Annotated in this window: 25 protein-coding genes; 7 read left to right on the top strand and 18 right to left on the bottom strand. The window is 70.4% G+C overall.

Annotation, left to right across the window (positions count from 1 at the left end; translation table 11 throughout):
• Positions 1-93 precede the first annotated feature (93 nt).
• From F4560_RS40490 to F4560_RS40480, 3 genes are all read right to left on the bottom strand, one after another.
• Entirely contained in the window at positions 94-672 is a 579-nt protein-coding gene (locus F4560_RS40490) for a hypothetical protein (protein WP_312869780.1), read from the bottom strand.
• Between the two features lie 259 nt (positions 673-931).
• A complete protein-coding gene (locus F4560_RS40485) occupies positions 932-1435 on the bottom strand; it encodes a DUF3145 domain-containing protein (RefSeq protein ID WP_106614970.1) in 504 nt (167 codons plus the stop codon).
• Positions 1436-1724: 289 nt separating this feature from the next.
• Positions 1725-3164 carry a S8 family peptidase gene (locus F4560_RS40480; RefSeq protein ID WP_184928303.1) on the bottom strand — a complete coding sequence of 480 codons (1440 nt, stop codon included), beginning with the start codon at positions 3162-3164 and terminating at the stop codon, positions 1725-1727.
• Between the two features lie 155 nt (positions 3165-3319).
• On the opposite strand from F4560_RS40480, the gene F4560_RS40475 reads away from it, so the two are divergent.
• On the top strand, positions 3320-4570 hold the full coding sequence (locus F4560_RS40475; RefSeq protein WP_184928302.1) for a hypothetical protein: 1251 nt from the start codon (positions 3320-3322) through the stop codon (positions 4568-4570).
• 24 nt (positions 4571-4594) lie between these two features.
• On the opposite strand, the gene F4560_RS40470 is transcribed toward F4560_RS40475, so the two are convergent.
• From F4560_RS40470 to F4560_RS40455, 4 genes are all read right to left on the bottom strand, one after another.
• The gene (locus F4560_RS40470; protein WP_184928301.1) at positions 4595-4966 is read right to left on the bottom strand and encodes a hypothetical protein; all 372 of its coding nucleotides are present in this window, start codon (positions 4964-4966) and stop codon (positions 4595-4597) included.
• A gap of 157 nt (positions 4967-5123) precedes the next feature.
• A complete protein-coding gene (locus F4560_RS40465; protein WP_184929691.1) occupies positions 5124-6485 on the bottom strand; it encodes a dihydrolipoyl dehydrogenase family protein in 1362 nt (453 codons plus the stop codon).
• A 78-nt stretch (positions 6486-6563) separates the two neighbouring features.
• On the bottom strand, positions 6564-7169 hold the full coding sequence (locus F4560_RS40460; protein ID WP_246477945.1) for a TetR/AcrR family transcriptional regulator: 606 nt from the start codon (positions 7167-7169) through the stop codon (positions 6564-6566).
• A 171-nt stretch (positions 7170-7340) separates the two neighbouring features.
• Positions 7341-8015, bottom strand: coding sequence for a hypothetical protein (locus tag F4560_RS40455; protein ID WP_184928300.1), 675 nt, complete (start codon positions 8013-8015; stop codon positions 7341-7343).
• Positions 8016-8278: 263 nt separating this feature from the next.
• Between F4560_RS40455 and F4560_RS40450 the strand changes: the two genes are divergently transcribed.
• Positions 8279-10531: a HelD family protein gene (locus tag F4560_RS40450; protein ID WP_184928299.1), complete on the top strand. Its 2253-nt coding sequence runs from the start codon at positions 8279-8281 to the stop codon at positions 10529-10531.
• 7 nt (positions 10532-10538) lie between these two features.
• On the opposite strand, the gene crcB is transcribed toward F4560_RS40450, so the two are convergent.
• The 3 genes from crcB to F4560_RS40435 are packed head-to-tail and all read right to left on the bottom strand — an operon-like array spanning position 10539 to position 11750.
• Complete coding sequence (gene crcB / locus F4560_RS40445; protein WP_184928298.1) at positions 10539-10880, bottom strand: fluoride efflux transporter CrcB; 342 nt, start codon at positions 10878-10880, stop codon at positions 10539-10541.
• Entirely contained in the window at positions 10877-11323 is a 447-nt protein-coding gene (locus tag F4560_RS40440) for a fluoride efflux transporter FluC (protein ID WP_312869777.1), read from the bottom strand. Before F4560_RS40440 ends, crcB begins: the two co-directional genes overlap by 4 nt.
• A complete protein-coding gene (locus F4560_RS40435; RefSeq protein ID WP_184928297.1) occupies positions 11313-11750 on the bottom strand; it encodes a MarR family winged helix-turn-helix transcriptional regulator in 438 nt (145 codons plus the stop codon). Before F4560_RS40435 ends, F4560_RS40440 begins: the two co-directional genes overlap by 11 nt.
• 53 nt (positions 11751-11803) lie before the next feature.
• Between F4560_RS40435 and F4560_RS40430 the strand changes: the two genes are divergently transcribed.
• The 3 genes from F4560_RS40430 to F4560_RS40420 all read left to right on the top strand — a co-directional run bounded on the left by F4560_RS40430 (position 11804) and on the right by F4560_RS40420 (position 16107).
• Positions 11804-13087 (top strand): MFS transporter, encoded by a 1284-nt coding sequence (locus F4560_RS40430; RefSeq protein ID WP_184928296.1) that lies wholly within the window; start codon positions 11804-11806, stop codon positions 13085-13087.
• Between the two features lie 54 nt (positions 13088-13141).
• On the top strand, positions 13142-13948 hold the full coding sequence (locus F4560_RS40425; RefSeq protein WP_184928295.1) for an SAM-dependent methyltransferase: 807 nt from the start codon (positions 13142-13144) through the stop codon (positions 13946-13948).
• Between the two features lie 107 nt (positions 13949-14055).
• Positions 14056-16107: a diguanylate cyclase domain-containing protein gene (locus tag F4560_RS40420; RefSeq protein ID WP_312869776.1), complete on the top strand. Its 2052-nt coding sequence runs from the start codon at positions 14056-14058 to the stop codon at positions 16105-16107.
• Positions 16108-16364: 257 nt separating this feature from the next.
• Here the strand turns inward: F4560_RS40420 and F4560_RS40415 are convergent, their stop codons facing one another.
• The 5 genes from F4560_RS40415 to F4560_RS40395 form a co-directional block, all read right to left on the bottom strand.
• Positions 16365-17732 carry an NAD(P)(+) transhydrogenase (Re/Si-specific) subunit beta gene (locus F4560_RS40415; protein ID WP_184928294.1) on the bottom strand — a complete coding sequence of 456 codons (1368 nt, stop codon included), beginning with the start codon at positions 17730-17732 and terminating at the stop codon, positions 16365-16367.
• Positions 17729-18052: an NAD(P) transhydrogenase subunit alpha part 2 gene (locus F4560_RS40410; RefSeq protein ID WP_446692426.1), complete on the bottom strand. Its 324-nt coding sequence runs from the start codon at positions 18050-18052 to the stop codon at positions 17729-17731. The genes F4560_RS40415 and F4560_RS40410 overlap by 4 nt, the downstream gene beginning before the upstream one ends.
• Positions 18049-19146 carry a Re/Si-specific NAD(P)(+) transhydrogenase subunit alpha gene (locus F4560_RS40405; RefSeq protein ID WP_184928293.1) on the bottom strand — a complete coding sequence of 366 codons (1098 nt, stop codon included), beginning with the start codon at positions 19144-19146 and terminating at the stop codon, positions 18049-18051. The genes F4560_RS40410 and F4560_RS40405 overlap by 4 nt, the downstream gene beginning before the upstream one ends.
• Before the next feature lie 103 nt (positions 19147-19249).
• Positions 19250-20416: a nitric oxide synthase oxygenase gene (locus F4560_RS40400; RefSeq protein ID WP_184928292.1), complete on the bottom strand. Its 1167-nt coding sequence runs from the start codon at positions 20414-20416 to the stop codon at positions 19250-19252.
• A 201-nt stretch (positions 20417-20617) separates the two neighbouring features.
• Positions 20618-21718 carry an FAD-dependent monooxygenase gene (locus tag F4560_RS40395; RefSeq protein ID WP_221483812.1) on the bottom strand — a complete coding sequence of 367 codons (1101 nt, stop codon included), beginning with the start codon at positions 21716-21718 and terminating at the stop codon, positions 20618-20620.
• A gap of 61 nt (positions 21719-21779) precedes the next feature.
• Between F4560_RS40395 and F4560_RS40390 the strand changes: the two genes are divergently transcribed.
• A complete protein-coding gene (locus tag F4560_RS40390) occupies positions 21780-22370 on the top strand; it encodes a TetR/AcrR family transcriptional regulator (protein ID WP_312869775.1) in 591 nt (196 codons plus the stop codon).
• 130 nt (positions 22371-22500) lie between these two features.
• Positions 22501-23658, top strand: a complete 1158-nt coding sequence (locus F4560_RS40385; protein WP_312869774.1) for a macrolide family glycosyltransferase — start codon at positions 22501-22503, stop codon at positions 23656-23658.
• Between the two features lie 43 nt (positions 23659-23701).
• On the opposite strand, the gene F4560_RS40380 is transcribed toward F4560_RS40385, so the two are convergent.
• Genes F4560_RS40380 through F4560_RS40370 form a run of 3 tightly spaced genes read right to left on the bottom strand, consistent with a single transcriptional unit; the run spans position 23702 to position 25652 of the window.
• On the bottom strand, positions 23702-23941 hold the full coding sequence (locus F4560_RS40380) for a helix-turn-helix transcriptional regulator (protein WP_033437276.1): 240 nt from the start codon (positions 23939-23941) through the stop codon (positions 23702-23704).
• Positions 23938-24789 (bottom strand): ABC transporter permease, encoded by an 852-nt coding sequence (locus F4560_RS40375; RefSeq protein WP_184928290.1) that lies wholly within the window; start codon positions 24787-24789, stop codon positions 23938-23940. Before F4560_RS40375 ends, F4560_RS40380 begins: the two co-directional genes overlap by 4 nt.
• Positions 24786-25652, bottom strand: coding sequence for an ABC transporter ATP-binding protein (locus F4560_RS40370; protein WP_184929684.1), 867 nt, complete (start codon positions 25650-25652; stop codon positions 24786-24788). The genes F4560_RS40375 and F4560_RS40370 overlap by 4 nt, the downstream gene beginning before the upstream one ends.
• Positions 25653-25734: the final 82 nt, after the last annotated feature.

Genomic DNA, 25734 nt, shown 5'->3' with positions numbered 1-25734 from the left:
CCGCCGCCGTTCGGTGGGGTCGCTCCGTCGGGGGGCGACCCCACTGTGCCTTTCGGCTTTCCGGCTTTCCGGGGGCATTCCGGGGCATTCGGGTCAGCAGGGGGAGAACTGCGAGGTCGAGCCTTCGGTGCCCAGGTCCACGCGGAGGGCGCCGCGCTCCTCCTGCATCGGGTACACGACGCGCCAGTGGATGCAGTCGGCCTGGAGTTCGGCCGGGGCCTTGGCCACGTCCTGGGTGCTGGTGAACGTCATGAGCACGCGCAGCCTGGTCGGGGTGACCGACTCGATCCGGTGCACCAGGATCGTGCCGTCCCGCGAACTCTCGTAGTCCGACATCCAGCGGGACATCGGCGTCTGGCTCACCCGGTGCGCGGTCACGGTCCTGGCCCACTGGCCGTAGTCGTGGTTGTTGATGGCGTCGAAGAACTGCTGGAGCACGGTGTGGACGCGTTGGCCGTCCGGGTGCTGCGACGCGTCGATGCTCAACTGCACGGTGCCGTTGCCGGGTTGGGCACTGCGCGGGACGGGACTGGACGGCCCCGAACTCGGCACCGCGATCTGGTCGCCCTGGGCTTGGGCAGGCCGCTGGTACACCTCGCGAGCAAGCACACCGACACCGGCCGTGGCGGCGGCGACCAGGAGCACGACGGGCAGCAGCAGGCGTGCGGACACACCACGAGCGTGCCACAGCGGCGGTGATCGTCCGGTCACAGGTAGAGGCGCGGAAACATACCGGTCCGCGACATGGCAGTGGCGAGGACCCGCCCCAGCCCTGAGGCGTCAGCCCGCACGGAAATGCTTCGCGGGGTCCCCGCCTGGGAATGCTTCGCCGGGGTCCCCGCACGGGAGTGCTTCGCGGGGGTCCCCGCCGGGGGACCCCCTGCTTTGATCTTACCGACGGGGTCTGACAATTCGGGGTGCGCGGACCGGCTCAGCCCACGCGGTGGAGCCAGGTGACGGGGGCGCCGTCGCCCGCGCGGCGGAACGGCTCCAGGGCGTCGTCCCATGCCGCGCCCAGGATCTCGTCCACGCCGTGCGCGAACGACTCGCCGCCCCTGCTGCGGGCGGCCAGGGATCGGAGTTGGTCTTCGGACACGACGATGTCGCCGTTCGCGCTGGTGCGCGCATGCCACAGACCCAGCACGGGCGCGAAGCAGTACCGCACGCCGTCCACTCCCGGACTCGGGTCTTCCGTCACCTCGAACCTGAGCATCGGCCACGCCCTGAGGGCGGACACGAGTCGGGCCCCGGTGCCGGCGTCGCCGGTCCAGTTGCATTCGGCGCGCAACTGCCCAGGCGCCGCGGGCTGCGCCGCCCACTTGAGGTCCGCTCGCTCACCGAGGGTGCCCGAGATCGCCCACTCGACGTGCGGACAGACCGCAGACGGCGACGAGTGGACGTAGACCACGCCACTGCTGCTGCCACGGGTGCTCACAGCTGACCTCCGCTACTCGACGAGGGACGTCTTCCCCTACGGCCTGTCGATGACACGGACGATCTTGTGAATTCCCGACTTGGTCATTCTGCCCGCTGCGGCTTCAGTCCGCCATAAGAACCATCGCGTTCCTCACCCAGGCGGGTCGGTTACAGGACTTTCGACCCTAAAACGACGACCTCGCGGCCCGGTTACGGGCCGCGAGGTCACTTTCCGGGATCATCCGGACACGCTGGTGGATCAGTGGCTCGAGATCGACTGATCAAGCGGGCCGATCAAGCCTGGCCGATCAAGCGGCGCCGAGCGCGCGAGCCGCGGCGACGACGTCGACCAAGCCCGTTCCCTTGTCATGGCTGGACGTGTGGGAACCGACGGTCCGGTAGCCGGAACCGTACTTGTACGCCGTCGACTTCAGCGCCGCCTCGATCTGCGCGGGCGTGGCCGACGGATTCGCCTGGAACAGCTGCGCCACGATGCCGGTGATGTGCGGCGCGGCCATCGACGTGCCGCTGATCGTGTTGAACGTGCCGACGTCGAGCAAGCCGGGCCCGTTCTGCGGCTTGAGCCCCGTCGCACAGATCACCAGGTACAGCCGGCACGCCGACGTGATGTCCTCGCCCGGCGCGGAGATGTCCGGCCACGTCGAGGAGTCCGTCGCCAGACCGCGGGACGAGTACTCCGACACCGCGCCGTCCCGGGTGCCGGTGCCGAGGTCGTGGTACGACGCCACTGACAGCACGCCGGGCGTCGGGTCCTGGCCGGGCGGGTTGGACAGGTTCGCGCTGCCGTCACCGCCGTCGTTGCCGTTCGCCCACACCGTCACGACACCCTCGGCCGCCAACGCGCGCTGGAGCTTGACCGTGGTCGAGTTCGGGTCGAACGCCCCGCCGCCGGACGGGCCGTAGGAGTTGTTGATCGCCTTGATCGGCGGGCACACCGACGCCGGAACGCCCGCACCGCACGGCGCGCGGTGGTTCTCCAGCACCCAGTTCAGCGCCGCGTCCGCGCCGATGATGAACAGCACCGCGCCGGTCGAGATCACCACGGCCTTCGCGCCGGGCGCCGCGCCGCGCACCACCGTGCCGTCGGTCAGCGTGGTGTCGCTGCCGACCGCGATGCCGGTGACGTGCGTGCCGTGGCCGCCGACCGCGAGCAGGTCGGTGTCGACGGTGTTCGGGACGTCGAGGATGCAGCCCGTTCCGGTACTCGCCTCGTCCAGGCACACGCTCTTGAGGTTGCGGACGATCTTGGTTTGGCCGTTCGGCTGCCGGAACGCAGGGTGCGTCGGGTCGACCCCGGAGTCGATCACCGCGACGGTGACGCCGCTGCCGTCCAGGGCCTGGCCGTTCGCGCCGGTCAGGGTCTGGCGCGCTTCGAGCCCGCGGGTGGCGGTGTGCGAAGTGGACCCGGTGAACTCGATCGGCCGGTTCGCCTCGACGTACGTCACGCCGGCGGCGGCACGGGCGGCGGTGATCTGCGCGGCGGTGCCGCGGGCGGCGACCACGCCGATGCGGTCGAAGCTGGTGATGCGACTCAGGCCGGACCCGCGCACGGCGCGTTCGGCGGCGGAGAGATCGGTGCCGTGGACGAAGACGGTTCCGGCGGAACCACCGGACAACTGACTGGCGAGCGATGTCGAGACGGGGGCGAGCAGACCGGCCGAGGCGGACGGGGCGACCGCGACGGACAGTGCCAGCGTTCCCGCCGCGAGCAGGGCGGCGTTGCGCATCACTGTCGGACCTCCAATGCAGGGTTGAGCAACCCATTAACGAGCCGCACCCGTTCAGGTGATGGGTGTCACGCAACGTCATCTCGCGCGATCCGCGCGGAAGTCCGGGCACCGACGGCGCTACCGTGTCCGACCGTGTGGGAAGCGGTGGTCTTGTGCGGCTGATCCGACTCGGGAGCGAGCCGTCCGAAGTGGGCGCTGACGTGCGCGCCGCATTGAGCACGTGGGGTGTCGGCGACGCCGTGCTGGGTGGTGTCGCGCTGCTCGGGGTGCGTCCGCCGGACTGCCCCCGCGATCTGGTGGCCGTCATCGTCCTGCCACGCGGTGTGCTTGTCGTGGTGGGCGTGGACCTGCCCGACCCCGCCTTGAGGCTCGAAGCGCCGCTCAACGGGCAGTGGAAGATCGACGGCTGGCCGCTGACCCGCCCGGACGGCGCGATGAGCCCTGCCGCCGAGGCACTGGAGGCGAGCACCTCCGTCGCCCGCCGCATCCAGGACATGCGCGGCGAGCCGCTGCCGGTGACGACCGTGGTGGCCGTCGGCCCGTACGTCGGCCAGGTCGTGCAGCCGACCGTGGACCTCAACCGGGGTGTGCGGGTCCTGCACCCGAAGCCGACTACGCTGCTCGCCGCCGCACGCGAACTGGCCACCAGCGACCGGCCCTGCTCGGCCGACCACGCCGCCAAGCTGGTCGCCGTGCTGGCGCCGACCGGCGCGCCGCCCGACCGGCGGGACCTGATCGCCGAGGGCTTCTCCGACGCGACGGCGGACCTCGCGTCGGCCAGCACCATGCTGCTGCCGAAGATCACGGCGGCGCCGACGACCAGCCGCAAGGTGCTGCCCTACGTGGCCGGTGCGGTGGTCGGAGTGCTGCTGATCATCGCCTTGATCGCCTCGCTGTCGTCGGGCGACACGGCGGACAGCGCGGCCACCACCACGCCTTCACCCCAGCCGACAACGGTCGTCGTGGACGGCCGGAACTTCTCGCCGCGAGGCGCCGACCGCACCGAGGACTGCGCCGCGCACGCGTTCGGCGACGTGCGGGCGTGGTTGTCGGGCCACATGTGCATGCAGCTGAGACGTGGCCAGTACGAGACCGTGGTGGACGGCCGCAAGGTGGGCATCGCGATCGCCGAGCTCAGCCTGCCGGACGCGACGCGGGCCGGTGAGCTGCACGCGGTCGCGTCGAAGGCGGGCGCCGGTGGCGTCAACCCGATGGTCCACGAGGGCAAGGGGTGGTCCGGCGGGCCGGCGTCGTTCGACCGGTCGGTGATCCGGGTGTCGGTGAAGGGCGCGCAGCTGCGGATCACGCAGGTGGTGTGGATCGAGGGCGAGCCGGACCCGGCCGCGCCGCAGCTGGTGGCGATCGCCGAGCAGGCGCTGCGACTGCCGGCCGCCCAAGGGTGAGAGTGGCCCGGGGTCGAGGGGTGGTCAGCGGCCGGTGCGGACCATGCCGACGCCGATCAATCCGAACGCGACGTGCAGCACGATCACCAGCCCGGCCACGGCGCACAGCGTTTCAGTGCCCGGTTTGCCGGTGATCAGACCGAACGAGAACAACCACCCGCCGACCGCGATCGCGAAACCGGTGAACATCACCGACTTCGGCACGTGGGCCAGGCAGAGCAACGCGTGGGAACGCGCGCGCAACAACGTGTAGAGCACGACCGGGAGAACCAGGAACCCCGGCAGGTACACCGCGGTCGGCGGCCACGAAGGCCCGCTCGGCAGGAACGTGGTCGCGATGACGAACGCGCACCAGAGCACCGCGCCCATCGCGACAGCCACCGTTCCCCTGGTCACGGCCTCAGTGTAATGAGTCGGAACCGCACTTTTGGGTTCAGAAGCTTTATGGCCGCAGGGGCGATAGGGCATTCGGACGATCACAGGCACGCTATATTGCTCAATCGTGTGCGTGGCGTCCGTGTGTCGGTATCCGCGTTCCGGCAAACGCCACCGGCTACAAGCCGTACGCCTCCAGCAGCCGCAACCAGACCTCGCTGATCGTCGGGTACGCCGGCACCGCGTGCCACAACCGGTCCACGGTGACCTCGCCGACGATCGCGATGGTCGCCGCGTGGATCATCTCGGCGACATCCGGGCCGGCGAACGTGACGCCCACCAGCGTGCGCTTGCGCTCGTCCACGATCATCCGGGCCTTGCCCCGGTACCCGTCGGCGTGCAGGGACGACCCGGCCACCGCGATGTCCAGGTCGACCACCCGGATCTCCAGCCCGGCCTCCCGGGCCTGCGCCTCCGACCAGCCCACCGACGCCACTTCCGGGTCGGTGAAGACGACCTGCGGCACGGCGGTGTGGTCGGCGGTGGCGACGGGCGCGGTCCACGGTTCGGGGTCGGTGGCGCCGGTGACGATCGCCGTGCCGACCGCCCGCGCGGCGTACTTGCCCTGGTGGGTGAGCAGCGCGCGGCCGGTGACGTCGCCCGCCGCGTACAGCCAGTCCACTCCGGACACCCGGCCGGTGTCGTCGACCTCCAGGGCCTTGCCGGCGGTGAAGCCGAACTGCTCGACGCCGAGGTCGAAGGTGGCGGGTTGGCGGCCGGTGGCCACGAGCAGGTGCGCGCCGGACACCGAGGAGTCGTCGGACAGTCGCAACGACACACTGCCATCCGAAGTGGACACACCGGTCGCCTTCACGCCGGTGACGACACGGACGCCGTCCTCGCGCAGGCCTTCGGCGACCAGATCGCCCGCGAACGCCTCGAACTTGGGCAACGGCCGTTCACCGGAGACGACCAGCGTGACCTCCGAACCCAGCCTGGCCCACGCCTGCGCCATCTCGACGCCGACCACGCCGCCGCCGAGCACCACCAACGACGTGGGCACCTCCTGCGCCGCGGTCGCCTCGCGGGACGTCCAATAAGGCACGTCCGCCAGGCCGGGCAACGACGGGATGCGCGGCACGCTGCCGGTGCACACGACGACCGCCTTCGTCGCGGTCAGCACCCGGCCGTCGACCTCGACCCGCCGCTCCCCCGCCAGCCGGCCACGGCCGCGGACCACGGTCAACCCGGCGCCCTCGGCCCACTCGACCTGGCCCGAGTCGTCCCAGTCGGAGGTGAAGCTGTTGCGCCGCTTCAGCACCTCCGCCGGGTCCAGCCGGTCACCGACCGGAACTCCCGGCACCCGGCGGGCGGCGGCGAGCGCGTGGCCGGGGCGCAGCAACGCCTTGCTCGGCATGCAGGCCCAGTACGAACACTCACCGCCCACGCGTTCGGCTTCCACCAGCGCGGTGCGGAGTCCGCCGGCGGCGGTCCGGGCGGCGGCGTTCTCGCCCACCGGCCCACCGCCGATCACGATCACGTCGAAGTCGTCGCTCACCGCTCCACCCCACACCACCCGGGCCGCGGCGGCAACATCGGACGCCTGGACGTCGGACGCCTAGACGGTGTCGAAGATCCCGGACAGCATCTTCGTGATCATCTGGTCGGCGGTGCGGAGCACCACCGGGCGCTCGTCCGGCTCGACCCGTTCGGCCAGCTTGAACATCGCGTCGGCGGTCTGGGCGGCCATCCGGAACGTCAACGAGACCGGCGCGTCGCCGCGCACCGCGAAGCGGCCGACGAACAGGTCGCGCAGCCGTTCGGCCATCAACTCGTACTGGTCGACCGACGCGTCGAGCCGGTGGCCGTCGAGCATGTCGCTGAACCGGACCCGGCCGAAGCCCGGTATCTCGACCAGCATCCGCAGGTAGATGCCGACGACCTGCTGCACCGCGGCCCGCCAGTCCGTCGAGAGCCGCCCCTCCGTGAACAGCGATTCGACCCGGGCCAGGTAGTCCTCCATGCCGCGCAACGCCAACGCGTGCACAACGGAACGCTTGTCCGGGAAGTATTGGTAGAACGATCCAATTGGCACGCCTGCGAGCTCGACGATCCGGGCTGTGGTGATGTCGTCGTAGTCGTAGTCGTTGAGCAGCGACGCGCAGGCATCGACAATCGCGGTCACCGTGGCGGCGCCGCGCTGCTGAACGGGCTGACGACGCATCACCTTGGCTAAGCGGTTTTCGGCGGGATTTTCTGGCACGGGGTCATCTTGATGGATACGGACCGGTAAGCCCAAACAGACGATTCCGGAATGTGATGTGAGGTTCGCTCGACTTCCTCGACCGAATTGTTTGGCGGCAAAACCATCGACCGGGCGAAATCGGCCCCCGGATCACCGCGACCCGCGCTGCGCCGGCACCGGTTTCAGCACTTCACCGGGTGTGCCAGGCGGGTGGGCCCGTTCGGCGGAAGGGACGCGGACGATCGGCGCTCCGGCCCGACGGCGTGGTGGCCGAGTCACGTAGGGGCCGACCAGCCGGACAAGCGCCAGACCTGGCGCGACCAGGGGAACCACCGCCGACAACGCCATCGCGGTCGCACCCGCTCTTGCCACGTCCCTTGGAATGATTGCGATTCGGTCTACCACGAACGCCCGCCTACCCGTGATCGACACGAGACCCATTACCGCGAGGTACGCCGCGAATGTGAGCAGCGCCCAGCGGACCGCGACGTAGCCGACGTCCTGGGCCGCCGCCATCACGGCGAGCCAGCCGAACAACGCCGACGCCTGTCGCCGCGCGCTCGTCATCGCCCAAAGCAGTCCGGCCACCACGGCGAGAAATCCGGTGCGGCCGTCGAACCAGTCGCGCGTCGCGTCGAGCCACCCGGTGGGCAGTCCCGCCCACCGCACCGGCAGCACCTCGAGCGGACTCGGTGCGCCGAACGCCTGGCCCACCACCCACACCGACGACCACACGGACACGACCACCGCGAACCCGAGCTCCCACCGGGGTCGGTCGACCACGACGCGGCACAGCCGGGCCAGCTCCTGGCGCTTCTCTCTCACCCCGCCCAGCGTGCCGGGGGATCGGCCGGTGTCGACAGGTGTCACCCGCGTGCCCGGCAACAGCCGCTCATCGGGTGGATCCGCCCTCACGGGGCGTGCCGGCGGACACCAGCTCGGTTACGGCTTTCGCGCGCCAGGGGCGAAGAACGTGTAGTAGATTAGACGTTCTGCGCAGGACGGGCGCAGGACTGTAAGCCCGCAGGAAACCGTCAGCCGCAATGGGACACAGGCTGATAAAACACGCTATCCAGAAATGAGGCACGTTGTCAAGCCCCTCCGATGACCTCCGGCTCGCGGAAACCGAGTCGGAGCAGGAATACGTGTCGATGCTGTACAGCAGGCTGGACGACCTCCGCGAACAGAGCTCGAAGCGCCTGGCCGGGGCGTTGCGGCAAACCGGCGGAACACACCAGATGCGGTCCGAACGGGACACTTCGGTGGCCATGTACTCGGACCAGTTGGCGCAGTACAGCGCGGTGGAGAACGGGCTGTGCTTCGGCCGGCTCGACTTCCACACCGACGACCGGTTCTACATCGGCCGGATCGGCTTGTTCGACGAGGACAAGGAGTACGAGCCGCTGCTGATGGACTGGCGCGCGCCCGCCGCCCGCCCGTTCTACCTGGCCACGGCCACCGCGCCGGACGGCGTGCGCCGGCGCAGGCACCTGCGGACCAAGCAGCGCAAGGTCGTCGGTTTCGACGACGAACTGCTGGACATCAACTCGGTCGACCTCGACCGCCCGTCCGAGGGCCTGACCGGCGAGGCCACCCTGCTGGCCGCGGTGAACGCGAGCCGCACCGGCCAGATGGGCGACATCGTCGCGACCATCCAGGCCGAGCAGGACAAGATCATCCGCACCGAGCTGAACGGCGTGGTCGTCGTGCAGGGCGGTCCGGGCACGGGCAAGACGGCCGTGGCGCTGCACCGCGCCGCGTACCTCCTCTACACGCACCGGCGGCAGCTGGCGAAGCGCGGCGTGCTGGTGGTCGGGCCGAACGCGACGTTCCTGCGGTACATCGGGCAGGTGCTGCCGTCGCTGGGCGAGACGGGCGTGCTGCTGTCGACCGTCGGCGAGCTGTTCCCCGGCCTGACCGCCGTCGGCCGCGAGCCCGCCGAGGCGTCCGCGCTCAAGGGCCGGATCAGCATGGCGGACGTGGTGGCGCACGCGATCCGGGACCGGCAGGAGGCGCCGGGCCTGGTCGAGGTCCCGTTCGAGCAGGACGTGCTGCGGCTGGACCGGCGGGCCATCACCGAAGCGCGAGGGCGTGCGCGGCGCACCAGGCGTCCGCACAACGAGGCGCGGAGGACGTTCCAGCGCGAGATCATCTCCACGCTGGCGTCGCAGGCCGTGTCCCGGCTGGGTCGGCACCTGCTGGACCAGGCGGACATCGACGACATCCGGCGCGAGCTGCGCGAGGACCCGGGCGTGCAGACGGCGATCGCGAAGCTGTGGCCGAACCTGACCCCGCAGCAGCTCCTCGAAGACCTCTACGCGTCGCCGAAGCTGATCGCCAAGGCCACCCCGAAGCTCTCCCCCGACGAACGCGCGCTGCTGGCCCGTCCGCGCGGCTCCGAGTGGACGCCCGCCGACGTGCCGCTGCTGGACGAGGCGGCGGAACTGCTCGGCGAGGACGACACCGAGGCCAAGGCGCGGACCGAGCGGCAGCGGCGGCAGGCGATCGACTACGCGCAGGGCGTGCTGGACATCCTGGACCTCGAGGACGACGCCGACCCGGACATCCTGATGGCGACCGACCTGGTCGACGCCTACAAGCTGGCCGAGCGGCACGGCGCGGAGCGCTACGAGACGGCGGCCGAGCGGGCCGCGGCGGACCGGACGTGGACGTTCGGGCACATCATCGTGGACGAGGCGCAGGAGCTGTCCCCGATGGCTTGGCGGACGTTGATGCGGCGGTGCCCGTCCAAGTCGATGACCGTGGTCGGCGACATCGCGCAGACCGGCGACATCGCGGGGGCGTCGTCGTGGGGCGAGGTGCTGTCCCCGTACGTGATGAACCGCTGGAAGCTCACCGAGCTGACGGTGAACTACCGGACGCCGTCGGAGATCATGGCCGTGGCGGCGGACGTGCTGGCTTCGGTCGACCCGGACCTGGTGCCACCGACTTCGGTGCGGGACAGCGGGTTCGAGCCGTGGTGCGTGCGGGCGCCGTCGCTGTCCGAGGCGCTGCCTTCCGTGGTGGACAAGGAGATCTCGGCGATCGGGGACGGCAAGCTGGCGGTGATCGTGCCGTCGGCTTCGGTGGCGTCGCTGCGTGCCGCCGTGCCGGGCGCTTCGGACGATCTCGACACCCAGGTCGTGGTGCTGGGGGTGACCGACGCGAAGGGCCTGGAGTTCGACTCGGTGCTGGTGGTCGACCCGGCGGGCATCCTGGCCGAGTCACCGCGCGGCGCGAGCGACCTGTACGTGGCGCTGACCCGTGCCACGCAACGGCTCGGCGTCGTCTACACCGGCGAGCTGCCGGAGGTGCTGGGGAGGCTGGCGGCGGACGGGTGAGTCCGCGTCAGGTCAGGGCGTAGCCGAGAGCAGCGGCGGCTACGCCGGCGGCGATGCTGGTGGCGGCGTTCGCAAACGCTTGCCAGTACGCGCCGTCCTCGGCCAGGCGGACGGTTTCGAAGCTGAACGTGCTGTAGGTGGTCAGCGCGCCGCACAGGCCGGTGCCGAGGAGCGCGACCAGGTGCGGTGACGTGCCGGCCACGCAGCCGAGCGCGAACGAGCCGACGACGTTCACCGCCAGCGTGCCGAACGGGAACCGGGTCATGTGCCAGGACTGGATGACGCGGTCGGTCAGGTAGCGCAGCGGTGCGCCGATGGCCGCGCCGACGAACACCAGGAGCGCCGTCACCCGAACACCTTCCTGGTCAACGCCATGGCGGCGAACGTGGCGCCCAGCGCCAGGAACAAGGTCCCGAACAGGTAGACGAAAGCCGACGCGCCCAGGTGCACGGCGTCCAGCGCGTACGTCGAGAACGTGGTGAACCCGCCCAGCACACCGACGCCCAGGAACGGCCGGGCCAGCGGGTGCAACCGGGGCACCAGCACCATCAGGACGCCGATCAGCGCGCTGCCCAGCACGTTGATCAGGAGGAAGCCCCACGGGCCGGGGATGACGCCGGACAGGCCGTACCGGGCCAGGCCACCGAGCCCGCCACCCAGCGCGATGGCCGCCAGGACCGCCGGACCGAGCTCACGGCGTTGCGCCGGGACGTCGAGCGAGACGTCCGGGTCGACCGGCTCGACGTGCACGTGATCCGGCCGGGGTTCCGGGTCCTCGGGATCAGTGCGCACGCAGGTGGTCCACCAGGTGGTCGAGAGCCGCCAAGGCGCGGACCACGTCGGCGCGTTCCGCCGGATCGAGCTTGTCCAGCGCCGATCCGATGCGCTTCTCGTGCGCGGCCTGCCAGAAGGCCAGCTGCTCATGCCCCTGCGGCGTCACCGAAAGCCGGGCCACGCGGCGGTCGCTCGGGTCGCCGCCCCGCTCGACCAGACCGCTCTCGATCAGCTGGCCGACGAGGCCGCTGACCGTGTTGGGCGCGAGCCGCAGTTCCGCCGCGAGGTCGCCCACGCGCATCGGCGAACGCTCGGCGAGCGTCTGGAGCAGCTCCACCTGCGCCATCGGGAGGGCGTCCCACGGCCATTCCGAACGGATGCTCGTGCGCAACGCCCGACGCAGCCTCGTGACCACGTCGGTGAGCGAGCGTGCCTCGTCTGACATGCGCGAATCGTACTGGGTGGTATTACCTCGGTTACCGATATAGTCTGGCAAGGATGAATCGGTCGTGGCGCAGCCTGCTCGTCGCGGAGTCCCCCCGTCCGCGACGCGTCGCCGCCTGGTCAGGGGCGCCCTGGCTCGCGGTCGCCACGGTCTGCCTCGGCGCGTTCCTCGGGCAGTTCGACGCGAGCGTGGTCACACTCGCCCTGCCCGCATTGCGGGACGAGTTCGGCGCGTCACCGGAGTGGGTCTCGCTCGCCTACCTGCTCACGCTGGCCGCCCTCGTCGCGCCCATCGGGAAGTGGTCGGACCGGCGCGGGCGCAAGCTCGTCTACCTCTACGGGTTCGTCGTGTTCACCGGCGCGTCGGCGGCGTGCGCGTTGGCGCCGAACATGGAGACGCTGATCGCGTTCCGGGTCGTGCAGGCGTTGGGCGCGGCGATGTTGCAGGCCAACAGCGTGGCGCTGGTGGTGGCGGCCGTGCCGCGCGAACGGATGCGTCGCGCGTTGGGCGTCCAGGCCACCGCGCAGGCGTTGGGGCTGGCGCTGGGTCCGACCGTCGGCGGCCTGCTGGTCGAGGCGTTCGGCTGGCAGTGGGTGTTCGCGATCAACGTCCCGATCGGTGTCCTCGCGCTGGTCGCGGGCCACTTCCTGCTCCCGCGCACGCACGAGCGCGGCGTCGGGCCGGTGGACGGGATCGCCGTCGTCCTGCTCGCCACGGCCACCACCGCGTTGCTGCTGGTGCTGTCCGGCGCGAGCCCGTTCCTCTTGTTGCTCGCGCTGCCGGCGGGCGTCGGCTACGTGTGGCGCGAACCGCTGGTCCGCCGGGTGAAGGGCGGGCTGTTCGGTGCGTTCTGCGGGTACCTGGTGCTGTTCGGACCGCTGGTCCTGGTGCCGTTCACGTCCAGCGGCAGCCCACTCGCCATCGGCCTGGTGCTCACCGCGCTCCCGGTCGGGTTCGCGCTCGGCGCGGCGCTCCCGCTCAAGCTGCCGAGGGCGGGCGCGGCACTGTCCACAGTGGCCTGTGCGGCGCTGGCCTGGCAGGTTCACCCGATCGCACTGGCCGCGTTGGGCTTCGGGCTCGGCCTGTTCACGCCGGCCAACAACGCGACCATCCTCGGCGCCCTCCCCCAGGGTGATGCCGGATCGGGTGGCGGCCTGGTGAACCTCGCCCGTGCGCTCGGCACCGCGTTCGGGGTGGCGTTGCCGCTGTTCATGCACGCGCAGTACGGACCCAGAGTGGCTTTCTGGACACTCGCAGTGGTCGCATCCCTCACTGTGTGTACGCCGATCAGGGGCAACCGGTCCCACCCCTGCCCCCTCGCCGGTCCACATCAGTAACCTCGCCCCATAGGGGCTAAGCCTCGGTTTTGCACACACACGGGTGAGGATGCGGTGGCGGAACGGCTGAGCTGGGTCCCGAGCAACATCGACACCGGGCTGCCCAGCGCCGCGCGGCTCTACGACTACCTGCTGGGCGGTGGCCACAACTTCGCCGCCGACCGGGCGCTGGCGGAGAAGTTCCTCGTCGCCCAGCCCAACGCCCGCACCATCGCCCGGCTCAACCGCGCGTTCCTGCGCCGGGCCGTGCTGCACCTGGTCGACGCGGGCGTGCGGCAGTTCCTCGACCTGGGCTCGGGTATCCCGACGGTCGGCAACGTGCACGAGATCGCGCAGAAGGCGGCACCCGAGTCACGCGTGGTGTACGTGGACTACGAGGACGTCGCCGTCGCGCACAGCCGGATGATCCTGGAGCACGACGACCAGTCGGCCGTCCTCCAGGAGGACATGACCGACCCGCACGCGGTGCTCGCCGGTGTCCGGAAGACGGGCCTGATCGACTTCAGCGAGCCGGTCGGCGTGCTCACCGTCGGCGTCTTCCACTTCGTGCCACCGGAACGCGATCCGGCGGGCGTGGTCGCCGTGTACCGGGACGCCGTCGTGCCCGGCAGCTACCTGGCGCTGTCCCAGTTCACCGCCGACCTCCAGCCGGAGGAGATGGCCGGGATCGTCGCGGTGATGAAGAACAGCGCGAACCCGATGTTCCCGCGCGGCCACGCCGAGATCGCCGCCCTGTTCGAGGGCTTCGACCTGGTCGAACCGGGTGTGGTCCCGCTGCCGCTGTGGCGACCGGAGGACGGCGCCGTCGACGAGGACGCGGACCGGGCCGGGATCTTCGCCGGGGTCGGCCGCAAGACGTGAACCCTCAAGACGTGACGCCTCAAGACGCTCGAGACGTGAAGCCCCGAGACGTGAGACCTCAGGAAGTGAACCCCCGGAAGTGAGCCGGAAGAAGTGAGCCGCGGGACGTGAGCGGGCAGTCGCCACCGGTCAGGACCCGGCGGCAGGACATCGCGCGCACCTGGATGCGTGCGGTCTACCCGACCGCCTACGTGCCGATGTCGCCGGCCGAGATCGAGCTGTACCTGCTCGACCTGGTGAACGTGATCGCCGACGCGATCCAGGCCGAGCCGTTCACCATCGACCCGGTCGAGGTGGTCGGCGACCGGTTGGTCGAGGCGCACTTCACCGGCCCGGAGTCGCTGCGCCGCACGGTGGACGTGCTCGGGCACACGCTGCTGTTCATCCCCGAACTCCAGGACGTGCCGCAGCTGGCGGAGAAGGTCGTCGCCATCCTGGGCAGCGTCAGCACCAGCTTCGCCACGGCGATGCGGCTGGACGCGTTCGACCAGCAGGAAGAGGTCAAGCGGGCGCTGCTGGAGGCCAACCGGCGGGCCGAACGGGTGCTCCGGGCCAGCGAGGCGCGGTTCAGCGAGGTGTTCGACTCGTCCGCGTTCGGCATCGCGATCACGAACCTGCGCGGCGAGTGCGTGCGGGCGAACGCGGCCTTGGCCGAGATGACCGGCCTGGACGCGGCCGACCTGGAGGGGCAGCGGCTGATCGAGCTGTTCGACCCGGCCGACGTGGACGCCCTGCTGACCACGTACCGGGCGGTGGGCGAGGGCCGCGTGGAACGGGTGCGCGAGCAGCGGCGGCTGGTGCGTGAGGACGGCGAGCCGGTGTGGGTGCACCTGGCGGTGTCGTTGCTGCGGGACGAGAACGGCGAGCCCGCGTACCACGTGACCATGGCCGAGGACGTCAGCGAACTGCACCTCTTGCAGAAGAACCTGGACTTCCAGCTGCTGCACGACTCGCTCACCGGCCTGTCCAACCGGCAGCGCTTCAGGACCCGGCTGGAGTCGCTGCACAGCGCGTCACGCCACGGGATCACGCTCTACTGCCTCGACCTGGACGCGTTCTCGGTGGTGAACAACGGTCTCGGCCACGCCGTCGGCGACCGGCTGCTCACCGAGGTTGGCCGGCGGCTCGAAGCCCTGGTGGCGAACGAACAGGCGTTGGTCGCGCGGATGGGCGGCGACGAGTTCGCCATCGTGATCGACAACTCGCCGGACACGCCGGCCGTGCCCGAGATGGTCGAGCGGATCGCGGCGACGGTCGAACAGCCGATGGGCGACGGCGTGGCGCTGTCGGTGAGCATCGGCGTGGTGGACCGGCCGCCCGCCGGGTCGGACGCGGCCGAGGTGCTGCGCGCGGCCGGCGCGACCCTCCAGCGGGCCAAGGCGAAGGGCAAGCGGCAGTGGCTGCCCTACGACCGGCACGCCGACCAGGCGTTGCGCGAGCGGCAGTCGCGGGCCGCCCGGATGCCAGGCGCGGTGGCCGGCGGCGAGGTGGAGGTCGAGTACCAGCCGGTGCTGGACCTGGCCGGTCGGCAGCAGCTCGGGCACATCGCCCGGCTCCGCTGGGACGAGCTGGGGCACGACGACTGCCTGGACCTGGCCGAGGCGACCGGCGTGTCCCTGGCGCTCGGCCAGTGGGCGTTGAACGAGGCGGCGGGCGACGCGGCGTCGTCGGACGCACTCGGCCTGCTGTACTTCGAGCTGTCGCCGATGCAGTCGCGTGACGAGGACCTGGTGCGCACGGTGAAGCGGACGTTGGACGACACCGGGCTGCCCGCGTCCCGGCTGCGGATCTTCCTGGACACCAGGGCGATGCTCGACGGCGAGGGCGAGGACAACGCCCAGGTGTTGCGGGACAACGGGATCGCCGTGGGGCTGACCCGGTTCAACGGCGGGCAGGCGGAGCTGTCGCTGCTCGGCGAGCTGCCGGTGGACTCGCTGGTGCTCGACCCGTCGGTGGTGCGCCGGCTCGCCGAGCAGCCCGAGGCGTTCCTGCACGACGCGATGTCGCGGATGGTGGGCCTGATCAGGTCGTCCGGTGTGTCCGTGGTGGTGCCGGACGTGTCGACGGCGGAGCGTGAGGCGTGGTGGGCGCGGGTCGAGGTGGACGCCGCGTTCGGTGACCACCTGGCCCCCGCCGTCCCCGGCTACGACCTCCTCTAACCCGCGAGTCGAACGTTCAGGCCCCGCGAGTCCTACGTTCAGGCCCCGCGAGTCCTACGTTCAGGACCACCGTGTCCTACGTTCAGGACCCCCGAATTCAACGCTCAGAACACGGGGCGGCTGGCCTGAACGTTCGACTCGCAGGGCCTGAACGTTCGACTCGCGGGGCCTGAACGTTCGACTCGCGCGTTCTGAGCGTTGAACTCGGGGGTTCCGAACGTAGGACTCACGGGGCCTGAACGTAGGACTCACGGGGGCTAGACGTGTTTTACGGCGGCTAGGAGCTTGGTCAGCGACTCCTTGGCGTCACCGAACAGCATGGTGGTTTTGGGGTTGTAGAGCAGGCTGTTGTCCACGCCCGCGAAGCCCGGCCGCATCGAGCGCTTCATGAACACCACGGCCTTCGCCCGGTCCACGTCGAAGATCGGCATCCCGTAGATCGGGCTGCTCGGCTCGTCCCGCGCACCAGGGTTGACCACGTCGTTCGCACCGACCACCAGCACCACGTCGACGCTGCCGATACCGGGGTTGACGTCGTCCAGCTCCTTCAACTGCTCGTACGGCACGTCCGCCTCGGCGAGCAGGACGTTCATGTGGCCCGGCATCCGGCCGGCCACCGGGTGGATGCCGTAGTGCACCGTGATGCCCCGCTGTTCCAGCACGGACGCCAGTTCCCGTGCGGCGTGCTGGCCCTGCGCCACGGCCAGGCCGTAACCCGGCACCACCAGCACGGAATGGGCGTAGCCGAGCAGGATCGCGACATCCTCCACGGTGCCGGAGCGCACGGTCCGCTGCTCGTCGGTCTGCGCCGCCGCCGTGGTGGGCTTGAACGCCCCGAACAGGATGTTCGTCAACGGCCGCCCCATGGCCTGGGCCATCAACCGGGTCAGGATGGTGCCGGACGCGCCGACGAGCGTGCCGGCGACGATCAGCAGGGTGTTCGCCAGCACGTACCCGGACGCGGCGACAGCCAAGCCGGTGAACGCGTTGAGCAACGAGATCGCGATCGGCACGTCCGCGCCGCCCACCGGCAGCACGAACAGCACACCCAGCGCGAGACCCGCCAACGCCAGCAGCACCAGCAGCAGACCGCTCCCGCTGAGCACGACGGACAACGCCAGCAGCGCACTGGCCGCGGCCACGCCGATGCCCACCATCTGCCCCGCCGGCAGCAGCACCGGCCGGGTGGTCATGATCTCCTGGAGCTTGAGGAACGTGACCACGCTGCCGGAGAAGCTGACCGAGCCGATCAGCACGGTGAGCGCGGTGGCGACCTGGAACAGCACCGAGCCGTCCGGGACCTCCAGGAACTCGGTCAACGCCACCAGGGCCGCCGCCGCGCCGCCCACGCCGTTGAACAGCGCCACCATCTGCGGGATGGCGGTCATCTTCACGGACCGCGCCGCCGGGATGCCCACCGCCACACCCGCCGCGACGGCGACCAGGATCAGCAGTCCGTTGTGGACCGCGCCGTGGACGTACGCCGTCACCACGGCCAGCGCCATGCCCGCCGCGCCGAGCAGGTTGCCCGCACGCGCGTACTTCGGCGTGCTCAGGCCCTTGAGCGCCAGCACGAAGCACAGGGCCGCCGCCAGGTACGCGAGTTGGACCCAGGTCGGGCTCATGTCCCCGTCTCCTTGTGCCCGTTGCTCTCGACCTTGACGGCCTTGACCGCCCTGTGGCCCTTGAACATCTCCAGCATCCGGTCGGTCACCACGAAGCCGCCGACCACGTTGACCGTGGCCAGGAAGACCGCCGCCAGGCCGAGCGTGATCTCCAGCGCGTGCTCGGCACGCCCGGTGATGAGGATGGCGCCGACCAGGATCACGCCGTGGATCGCGTTCGCGCCGGACATCAGCGGCGTGTGGAGGATGGTGGACACCTTCGACACGACCTCGAAGCCCACGAACACGGCCAGCACGAAGATCGTCAACAGGTCGATCACGGCAGCTCCCTCCTCAGCTCGCCCGCGTGCGTGAGGCAGCAGCCGGCCAGCACCTCGTCAGTGAGGTCGGGGGTCACCTGGCCGTCCTTGGTCATCATCATCAGGAGGTTGGCCACGTTGCGCGCGTACAGCCTGCTCGCGTGCACGGGCATGGTGCTGGGCATGTTCTCCGCGCCGTAGACCAGCACCTCGCCGACCCAGGTCTCCTCACCGGGACTGCTCCCGGTCACGTTGCCGCCGGACTCGGCGGCCAGGTCGACCACCACCGAACCGGGCGCCATCGCCTTGAGCATGTCGGTGGTGACCAGCACCGGCGCCTTGCGGCCGGGGATGGCGGCGGTGGAGATGACCACGTCCGAGGCGGCGACCCGTTCGGCGATCAGCTCGCGCTGCCGTTCCAGGAACGTCTCGGACTGGGCCTCCGCGTAGACGCCCTGCTGCGTTTCGAGGTCCAACTCCAGGAACCTCGCGCCGAGGCTCTTGACCTCTTCCCTGGCCGCCGCACGGATGTCGTACGCCTCGACCACCGCGCCGAGACGACGTGCGGTGGCGATGGCCTGGAGCCCGGCCACGCCCGCGCCGAGGACGAGCACCTTGGCCGGCGGGATGGTGCCGGCCGCGGTGGTGAACATGGGGAGGAACTTCGGCAGCCGGTTGGCCGCCTCGATCACCGCGCGGTAGCCCGCTACCAGTGCCTGGGAGGACAGGGCGTCGACGGACTGCGCCCTGGTCACCCGCGGCAGCAGGTCGAGGCTGAACGCGGTGACCTTGTTGGCCTTGAGCACCTCGATCAGCTCCGGCTCGGCGTTCGGCTGGAGGAAGCTGATCGTGATGTCGCCCTCGCGGAGGGCGGCGGCCTGGTCGGGGGTCGGTGGCTGGACGGAGACGATCACATCGGATCGACCGGCCGGGTGGTCGGTGATGATGTTCGCGCCGGCTGCGCGGTAGGCGGCATCCGAGGCGTGGGCGTGTGCGCCCGCCCCGGCCTGCACGTCCACCGTGAGTCCGGCACCGATCAGCGTGGTCACCGTTTCCGGTAGACCGGCGACGCGGCGCTCGGCGGGCCGAGCCTCGACGGGTATGCCCACTCTCACGGAGAGTCACCCTAGTCCGCCGTAGGTGATCTATGCCACACGCAGGTCTTAACAGTACCCGTACGTACGTCTTGTTGAGACCTGGACCTGTTCCACGGATGGCTCAGTGGATCACCGGGCAGACGCCTTCGGTATCGCCCGCGAAGAAGTTCGGCACCAGCTCGCGCTTGTCGTAGTACCGGTGGAAGACGCTGGTGATGCCGCTCGACATCGGCGGCACGATCCACGTCCAGTCCGCCGGGCACGACCGGCCCGCCTCCTCCTCCTTCTTGATGTGGGTGAGGAAGCGGTCGGATTCGGTGTGGTGGTCGGTGATCGTCACACCGGCCGCCGAGAACGAGTGCAGCACCGCGCGGTTCAACTCGACCAGCACCCGGTCCTTCCACAGCGTCTGCACCGACGACGTGTCGAGGCCCATTCGCTTGGCCAGGTAGGGCAGCAGGTCGTACCGGTCGGCGTCGGCGAAGTTCCGGGCGCCGATCTCGGTGCCCATGTACCACCCGTTGAACGGCGCGGCCGGGTAGTCGATCCCGCCGATCCGCAGCCGCATGTTGCTGATCGCGGGCACGGCGTGCCAGCGCAGACCCAGTTCGGCCAGCCACGGCAGTTCCGGGTGCGTGATCCGCACCTCCAGCACGGCGTCCGGCGGCAGTTCGACCAGGGACGGTTCGGCGTCCTCCCGTTCCACGACCAGCGGGAGCACGTCGAACGGCCCTCTTCGCGCGGGCGGGCGCCACCCCATCCCGATGGCGTTGTCGGTCAGGTCGACGTTGCGCCGGTCGCCCAGCACCCCGCCGTCCGGGCCGAGGTAGCCCGCGTAGCGGATCAACTGCTCGTTGAGGATCCTCGGCGCGGGCCGGCCGGGCTCGTCCGGCGCGAACACGGTGATCACCGGGCGGACCTTGCCGCCGTTGGCGGCGAGCTTGAGGTGCTCGACGCACTCGTCCGCGATCTCCTTGGGATCACGCAGGTCACGCAGGTCGCGGACCTTGAGGCTGCGCCAGTACAGCCGGCCGATGCAGCGCGCGCTGTTGCGCCACGCGACACGTGCGCCGAACGTCAGTTCTTCGGGTGTGTGGCGATAGGTGCCGGTGGCGGCGACCTCGGCGTGCACCTCGGCGAGGCGGTGTTCGACGGGGCCGAGTTCGGGGTTCTCGGTGTGGTGCTGACGGAGGAAGTCATCGGCCTCGGCGAGGTCGACGGTGTTCTCGCAACCGGAGGTCTCGCGCAGGGGGATGGCTTCAGCCGGACACAAGGGGACGGGGGCCATGGCGGGACACCGTAGTTGCCCATTCGGGGTTGTTGCACCGCCGCCTCGGGCACTCAGGGGCCGAGACAACGGGCCGTTGATGGCACACCGTGAGCGCTTGATCCAGCAGAAGAGTGACGCATCCTGCGAAAACGAGTGATATTGGATCGTTATCCGCTTGAATCACCCCGGTAACCTGTGATTTACATCACGGTTCATTTTTCACCTATAGAGTGACAACTCCGGCGGAACCCAGCCGAGGTACTTCGTCATCCCGCGAACTCCGACTCTCGCGGGAACCGCTCGCATGGCCGCGTCACGCATTGCGACCGCCACCGGGTTGCGCAACTTGTGCCCCACTCGCCCGAGCACCCTGGACGCCTTGGCGATCGCCTGAGTGCGCGGACGGCGTTGCCGGTCGTATTCGGCGAGCGCGTTCGACACATCGCCTTTCGCGCACGCGGCGGCCAGCACCACGGCGTCCTCGATCGCCATGCACGCGCCTTGTCCGAGGTACGGCGTCATCGCGTGCGCGGCGTCTCCGAGCAGCGCCACCCGACCCCGGACGTACGTCGGCAGCGGCGTCGCCAGCTCGTGGATGTCGTGCCGGATCACGGTCTCCGGCGGGGTCGCGTCGAACAGCGCCGGGATCGGGTGGTGCCAGTCGCCGACGAGCCGGCGTGCCTCGGCCCACTCGTCATCCGATCGGCCACCGGCGGGCGCGACCGTGGCCGCGTACCAGCACACCCTGCCGTCACCCAACGGCAGCACGCCGAACTCCGTGCCCGGCCCGAGCGTCTGGCTGATCTCGAGGTCCGGCGGGAACTCCGCCCTCGTCACGCTCCGCCACGCCGTCGTGCCCGCGTACACCGGCTGGGGCGTGTCGGGGAACAACGCCTGCCGGATCCGGCTGCGGATGCCGTCCGCCGCGACGACCAGGTCCGCGTCCAACTCGTCCACCGACCGCACCTCGGTGTCGGTGACCAGGCACGCTTCCGGCAACGCCGACCGCAGCACGCGGTGCAGGTCCGCGCGGTGCACGGCCACCATGTGCTCCAGTTGCGCCGCGTCCACGCGCGTCAACGACCGCCCCCTCGGGTCACGGACGCCACCGGCCACGCGCGGCGTCCCGATCCGCCGCACCTCGTCGGCCAACCCCAGTGCCGCCAACGCCCGCATCGCGTTCGGCATCACGCCCACACCCGCGCCGACCTCGCCGAACTCGGGCGCGCGCTCCAGCACGGACACCTCCCACCCGACCTTGCGCAACGCCACCGCCGCCGTGACCCCGCCGAGGCCACCACCCACCACGACCGCCTTCATCCCCACTCCTTCTACAGCTGTAGATAGCCGGTACTCTACAGCTGTAGAAGGAGGACGCACTGTGACGGAGCGCATGGCCGCCCTGGCCGACGCGGCGATCCACGTGGTGGCCACCAAGGGCATGCGCGGGCTGACCCACCGCGCGGTGGACGGGCAAGCCGGCGTGCCCCTCGGGTCCACCTCCGCCTACTTCCGCACCCGCAAAGCGCTGGTGGAAGGCGTGGTGCGGCGGTTGGCAGACCTGGACAACGCCGAGGTCGAAGAGCTCGACACGACCGCCCCGCTCGACCCCGACCTGCTCGCCGAGGGCATCGCGCACGTGCTCGACCAGTGGATGACCACCGGCCGTGAACGCACCCTGGCCCGGTACGCGTGCCTGCTGGAGGCCACCCACCACCCCGAGCTGCGCGGCATCCTGGCCCACGGCGAACGGCCGCGCGTCCGCGCCCAGACGATGCTCGCGGCGGCGGGCGCGGAAGATCCGGAGCGGCAGGGCCGGGAACTGGTGGCGTTCGTCGACGGCCTGCTGTTCGACCGGCTCGTCGGCTCGGGAGCGCTAGGCGCACCCACTCCCGGCACCCCGGAAAGCCGCGCCGAACTGGTCCAGGCGGTGCGTGCGGCATTGCGCGGCGTGCTCGGGCCGCGCTCGTGAAAAAACGACTCGCGGCCGTCGCTATGGTGGACCCATGTACGGATTCCAGGTCTTCTACCTCTGAGTTCGGGTCAGCCGTCCATCCCCACGCGTGACGCGTGACGGGGTCTTCGAGCCAACCCTTCAGCCAGTGGAGATTTCCTTGTCGCACATCGCTTTTCTCAACATTCCCGGCCACGGCCACGTCAACCCGACGCTGCCCGTCGTCACCGAACTGGTGAACCGGGGCCACCGGGTCAGCTACGCGGTCGATCCCGGATTCGTGGACATCGTGCGTCAGGCGGGCGCCACGCCGGTCGTCTACCCGACCACGCTGCCCACCGACGACCAGGAGTGGCCGGCCGGGATGGCGGCGGCCATGCACCTGTTCCTGACCGAGGCCAAGGCCGTGCTGCCGGTGCTGGAAGCGGCGTTCGCGGACGACCGGCCGGACATCGTCGTGTACGACATCGGCGCGTGGACCGCACGCCTGCTCGCGGACCGCTGGGGCGTGCCGGCGATCCAGTTCTCCCCGACCTTCGTCGCGTACGAGGGCTGGGAAGACGACATGGGCGACCTGATCGACGACGAGGTGCGCGCGTTCTACGCCGAGTTGGACGAGTGGCTTGCCGCCGAGGGCGTGTCGATCCCGGCGCAGACGTACGTGAGCCACCCGGACCGGGCGGTGGTGAGCATCGCGCGGTCGTTCCAGCCGCACAGCGAGTCGGTGCACCCGAAGTACACGTTCGTGGGGCCGTGCCTGGACGACCGCGCGTTCCAGGGCGCCTGGGAGCCGGCGGACGACCGGCCGGTGCTGCTCGTGTCGTTCGGCTCGGCCTACACCAACGAGCCCGCGATCTACCGCCGGTGCTTCGAGGCGTTCGGCGACCTCGACTGGCAGGTCGTGATCAACATCGGCAAGTTCGTGGACCCGGCCGAGCTGGGCGAGCCGCCGGCGAACGTCGAGCTGCACCGGTGGGTGCCGCAGCTGGCGATCCTGGCCCACGCCAAGGTGTTCATCACGCACAGCGGGATGGGCGGCTCGATGGAGGGCCTGTACCACGGCGTGCCGATGATCGGCGTGCCCGCGATCGGCGAGCAGGTCATGAACGCGATGCGGCTGGTCGACCTCGGTGTCGGCAAGCACATCCCGCGCGACGAGGTCACCGCGGAGGGGTTGCGCTCCGCGGTGCTGGAGTTGGCGGACGACCCGGCCGTGGCCGAACGGCTCGCCGCCATCAAGGCGGAGATCCGGTCGGCCGGTGGCACGCCGGCGGCGGCCGACGTGATCGAGTCCGAACTGAAGTGAGCGTGACGGGGGCGGCGCTTCACACGCGCCGCCCCCTGCTCGTCTACGCGGATCTCTCCGAACTGCCCAGGCGCGGGAACGGGTCGGTCGAGAAGACGACCTCCACCGGCACCTCGAAGTACTGCGCGATGCGCAGCGCCAGGTACAGGCTCGGGCTGTACTCGCCCCGCTCCAGGTAGCCCACGGTCTGGTAGTGGATGCCCAACGCCTCGGACAGCTGCCGGCGGGACACACCCCGTTCCGCGCGCAGCATCGCGATCCGGTTGTAGACGCTTTCGCTCATCGCACCCTCTGCATCGCCGCCTGTCGGCGCTGCTCCATATCCGATCCCGACTCCCGGCGCGCCATCCGACGCAGGATCGTAGGCGCAAGCAGGAAACCGACCACCGCCCACACCCCGAGCACGCCGATCATCTCCATGATCCGCCAGGTGCCGCCGATCTCCGCGACCGCCGCCGCGTCCGGCAGCAGTGACGCCCTGGCGCCGTGCGCCGCCCAGTACACCGGGAACACCTGGGCCACGCCCTGCAACCAGCCGGGCATCGCCGTGATCGGGTAGAAGATGCCCGAGATCGCCACGAGGCCCATCATCGGCAGCATGGTGATGCCCATCGCGCCGCCGGGGCTCTTGGTGATCGACCCGGCGACCGCACCCCAGGGCAGCATCGACACCATGCCGAGCGCCAGCACGGCGAACAGGCGGAGCACGCCGCCCACGCCGGCGTCAGACAGCACGTTCACCAGGAACAGGCCCGGCACCAGCACGATCAGCAGACCGGTGAGGGAGTCCAGCGACGTCTGCACGGTCCGGCCGACCAGGTAGCCGACCATGCCGTTGGGCACCGCCTTGGCGCGCAGCAGCGTGCCGTCCTCCCGGTTCGTCGAGAGCTGGCCCGCGGGCCCGACCAGGGCGCCGAACACCATCCCCATGCCGAGCAGGCTGGGCAGGGTGAGCGCGGCGAGCGAGATGTCGGAGCCGTCGACGGACGAGTCGCGCTGGAACCACAGCACGGTCAGCGCGGCGAGCCCGGTGAACACGTTGTAGAACTGGTCGGAACTGCCCATGGAGTGGCGGAACTCGCGCACCCCGCGGTCCACGCCGAGCCGGATGGCCTGTGCCTTGGTGTTCACAGGACCGCCACCTCCCTCTCCTGCCCGCTCTCGTGCCGCTGCACGAGTGCCATGTAGGTGTCCTCCAACGTGCTGCGCCGCACTTCCAGCTCGGAGATGCCGGTCTCGTGCTGGCGGAACAGGTCCCGCACGAACGCCGTCGCGTCGTCGGCCGTGTGCACGTGCCGCAGACCGCCCTGCGTCCAGCGGATCTCGGACTTGCCCGCGACCTGGCGGCTGAGCTGGTCCGGGCTGCCGTCGGCGATGATCCGGCCGCCCGCGAGCACCAGGATGCGGTCGGCCAGCTTCTCCGCCTCGGCCAGGTCGTGCGTGGTGAGCAGGATCGTCATGCCCTCCAGGTCGGACAGCCGGTGCACCAGGTCGTGGAAGTCCCGGCGCGCGTGCGGGTCGAACCCGGCGGTCGGCTCGTCCAGGAACAGCAGCTCCGGCTTGCCGACGATGCCGATCGCCACGTCCAGCCGCCGCCGCTGGCCGCCGGAGAGCCGGCTGACCTTCTTGTGCGCGTGCTCGGTCAGGCCGACCGTCTCGATCAGCTCGTCGGTGTCGAACGGCCGCGACTGCTGGGGCGTGCCGTAGGGCGCGTAGTAGCGGCCGAGGTGGTGCAGCAGCTCGCGCACCTTCCAGCGGCCGTGGTCGCGCCAGGACTGCAACACCACGCCGAGCTTCGCCCGCCAGGCCTCGTCACCCGTCGCCGGGTCGACGCCCAGCACCCGGACGTGGCCGTCGGAGGGCAGCCGGAAGCCCTCCAGGATCTCGATCGTGGTGGTCTTGCCAGCGCCGTTCGGCCCCAGCAGAGCCACCACTTCGCCGGGACCCGCGATGAAGTCGACCCCGTGCAGCACGTCCGTCGTGCCATAGCGCATCCGCAGGTCCCGCACCTCGATGACCAAGGACCCTCACCTCCCCCTTGTCAGAGTTCTCGGACATTTTGTAGCACACCTGCTA

It is taken from the genome of Saccharothrix ecbatanensis (assembly GCF_014205015.1).
GTDB classification, from domain to species: domain Bacteria; phylum Actinomycetota; class Actinomycetes; order Mycobacteriales; family Pseudonocardiaceae; genus Actinosynnema; species Actinosynnema ecbatanense.
Note: the sequence above shows the minus strand (reverse complement) of the source record. Positions and strands in the feature narration are given on the sequence as shown.

Excerpts from the sequence above, each read along its gene's own strand:
- F4560_RS40395 (WP_221483812.1), bottom strand. The coding sequence starts at position 21,718 with ATGAAGGCGGTCGTGGTGGGTGGTGGCCTCGGCGGGGTCACGGCGGCG.
- F4560_RS40370 (WP_184929684.1), bottom strand. The coding sequence starts at position 25,652 with ATGCGCTATGGCACGACGGACGTGCTGCACGGGGTCGACTTCATCGCG.
- F4560_RS40480 (WP_184928303.1), bottom strand. The coding sequence starts at position 3,164 with ATGCGCAACGCCGCCCTGCTCGCGGCGGGAACGCTGGCACTGTCCGTC.
- F4560_RS40435 (WP_184928297.1), bottom strand. The coding sequence starts at position 11,750 with ATGTCAGACGAGGCACGCTCGCTCACCGACGTGGTCACGAGGCTGCGT.
- F4560_RS40380 (WP_033437276.1), bottom strand. The coding sequence starts at position 23,941 with ATGAGCGAAAGCGTCTACAACCGGATCGCGATGCTGCGCGCGGAACGG.
- F4560_RS40400 (WP_184928292.1), bottom strand. The coding sequence starts at position 20,416 with ATGGCCCCCGTCCCCTTGTGTCCGGCTGAAGCCATCCCCCTGCGCGAG.
- F4560_RS40430 (WP_184928296.1), top strand. The coding sequence starts at position 11,804 with ATGAATCGGTCGTGGCGCAGCCTGCTCGTCGCGGAGTCCCCCCGTCCG.
- F4560_RS40415 (WP_184928294.1), bottom strand. The coding sequence starts at position 17,732 with ATGAGCCCGACCTGGGTCCAACTCGCGTACCTGGCGGCGGCCCTGTGC.
- F4560_RS40460 (WP_246477945.1), bottom strand. The coding sequence starts at position 7,169 with ATGCGTCGTCAGCCCGTTCAGCAGCGCGGCGCCGCCACGGTGACCGCG.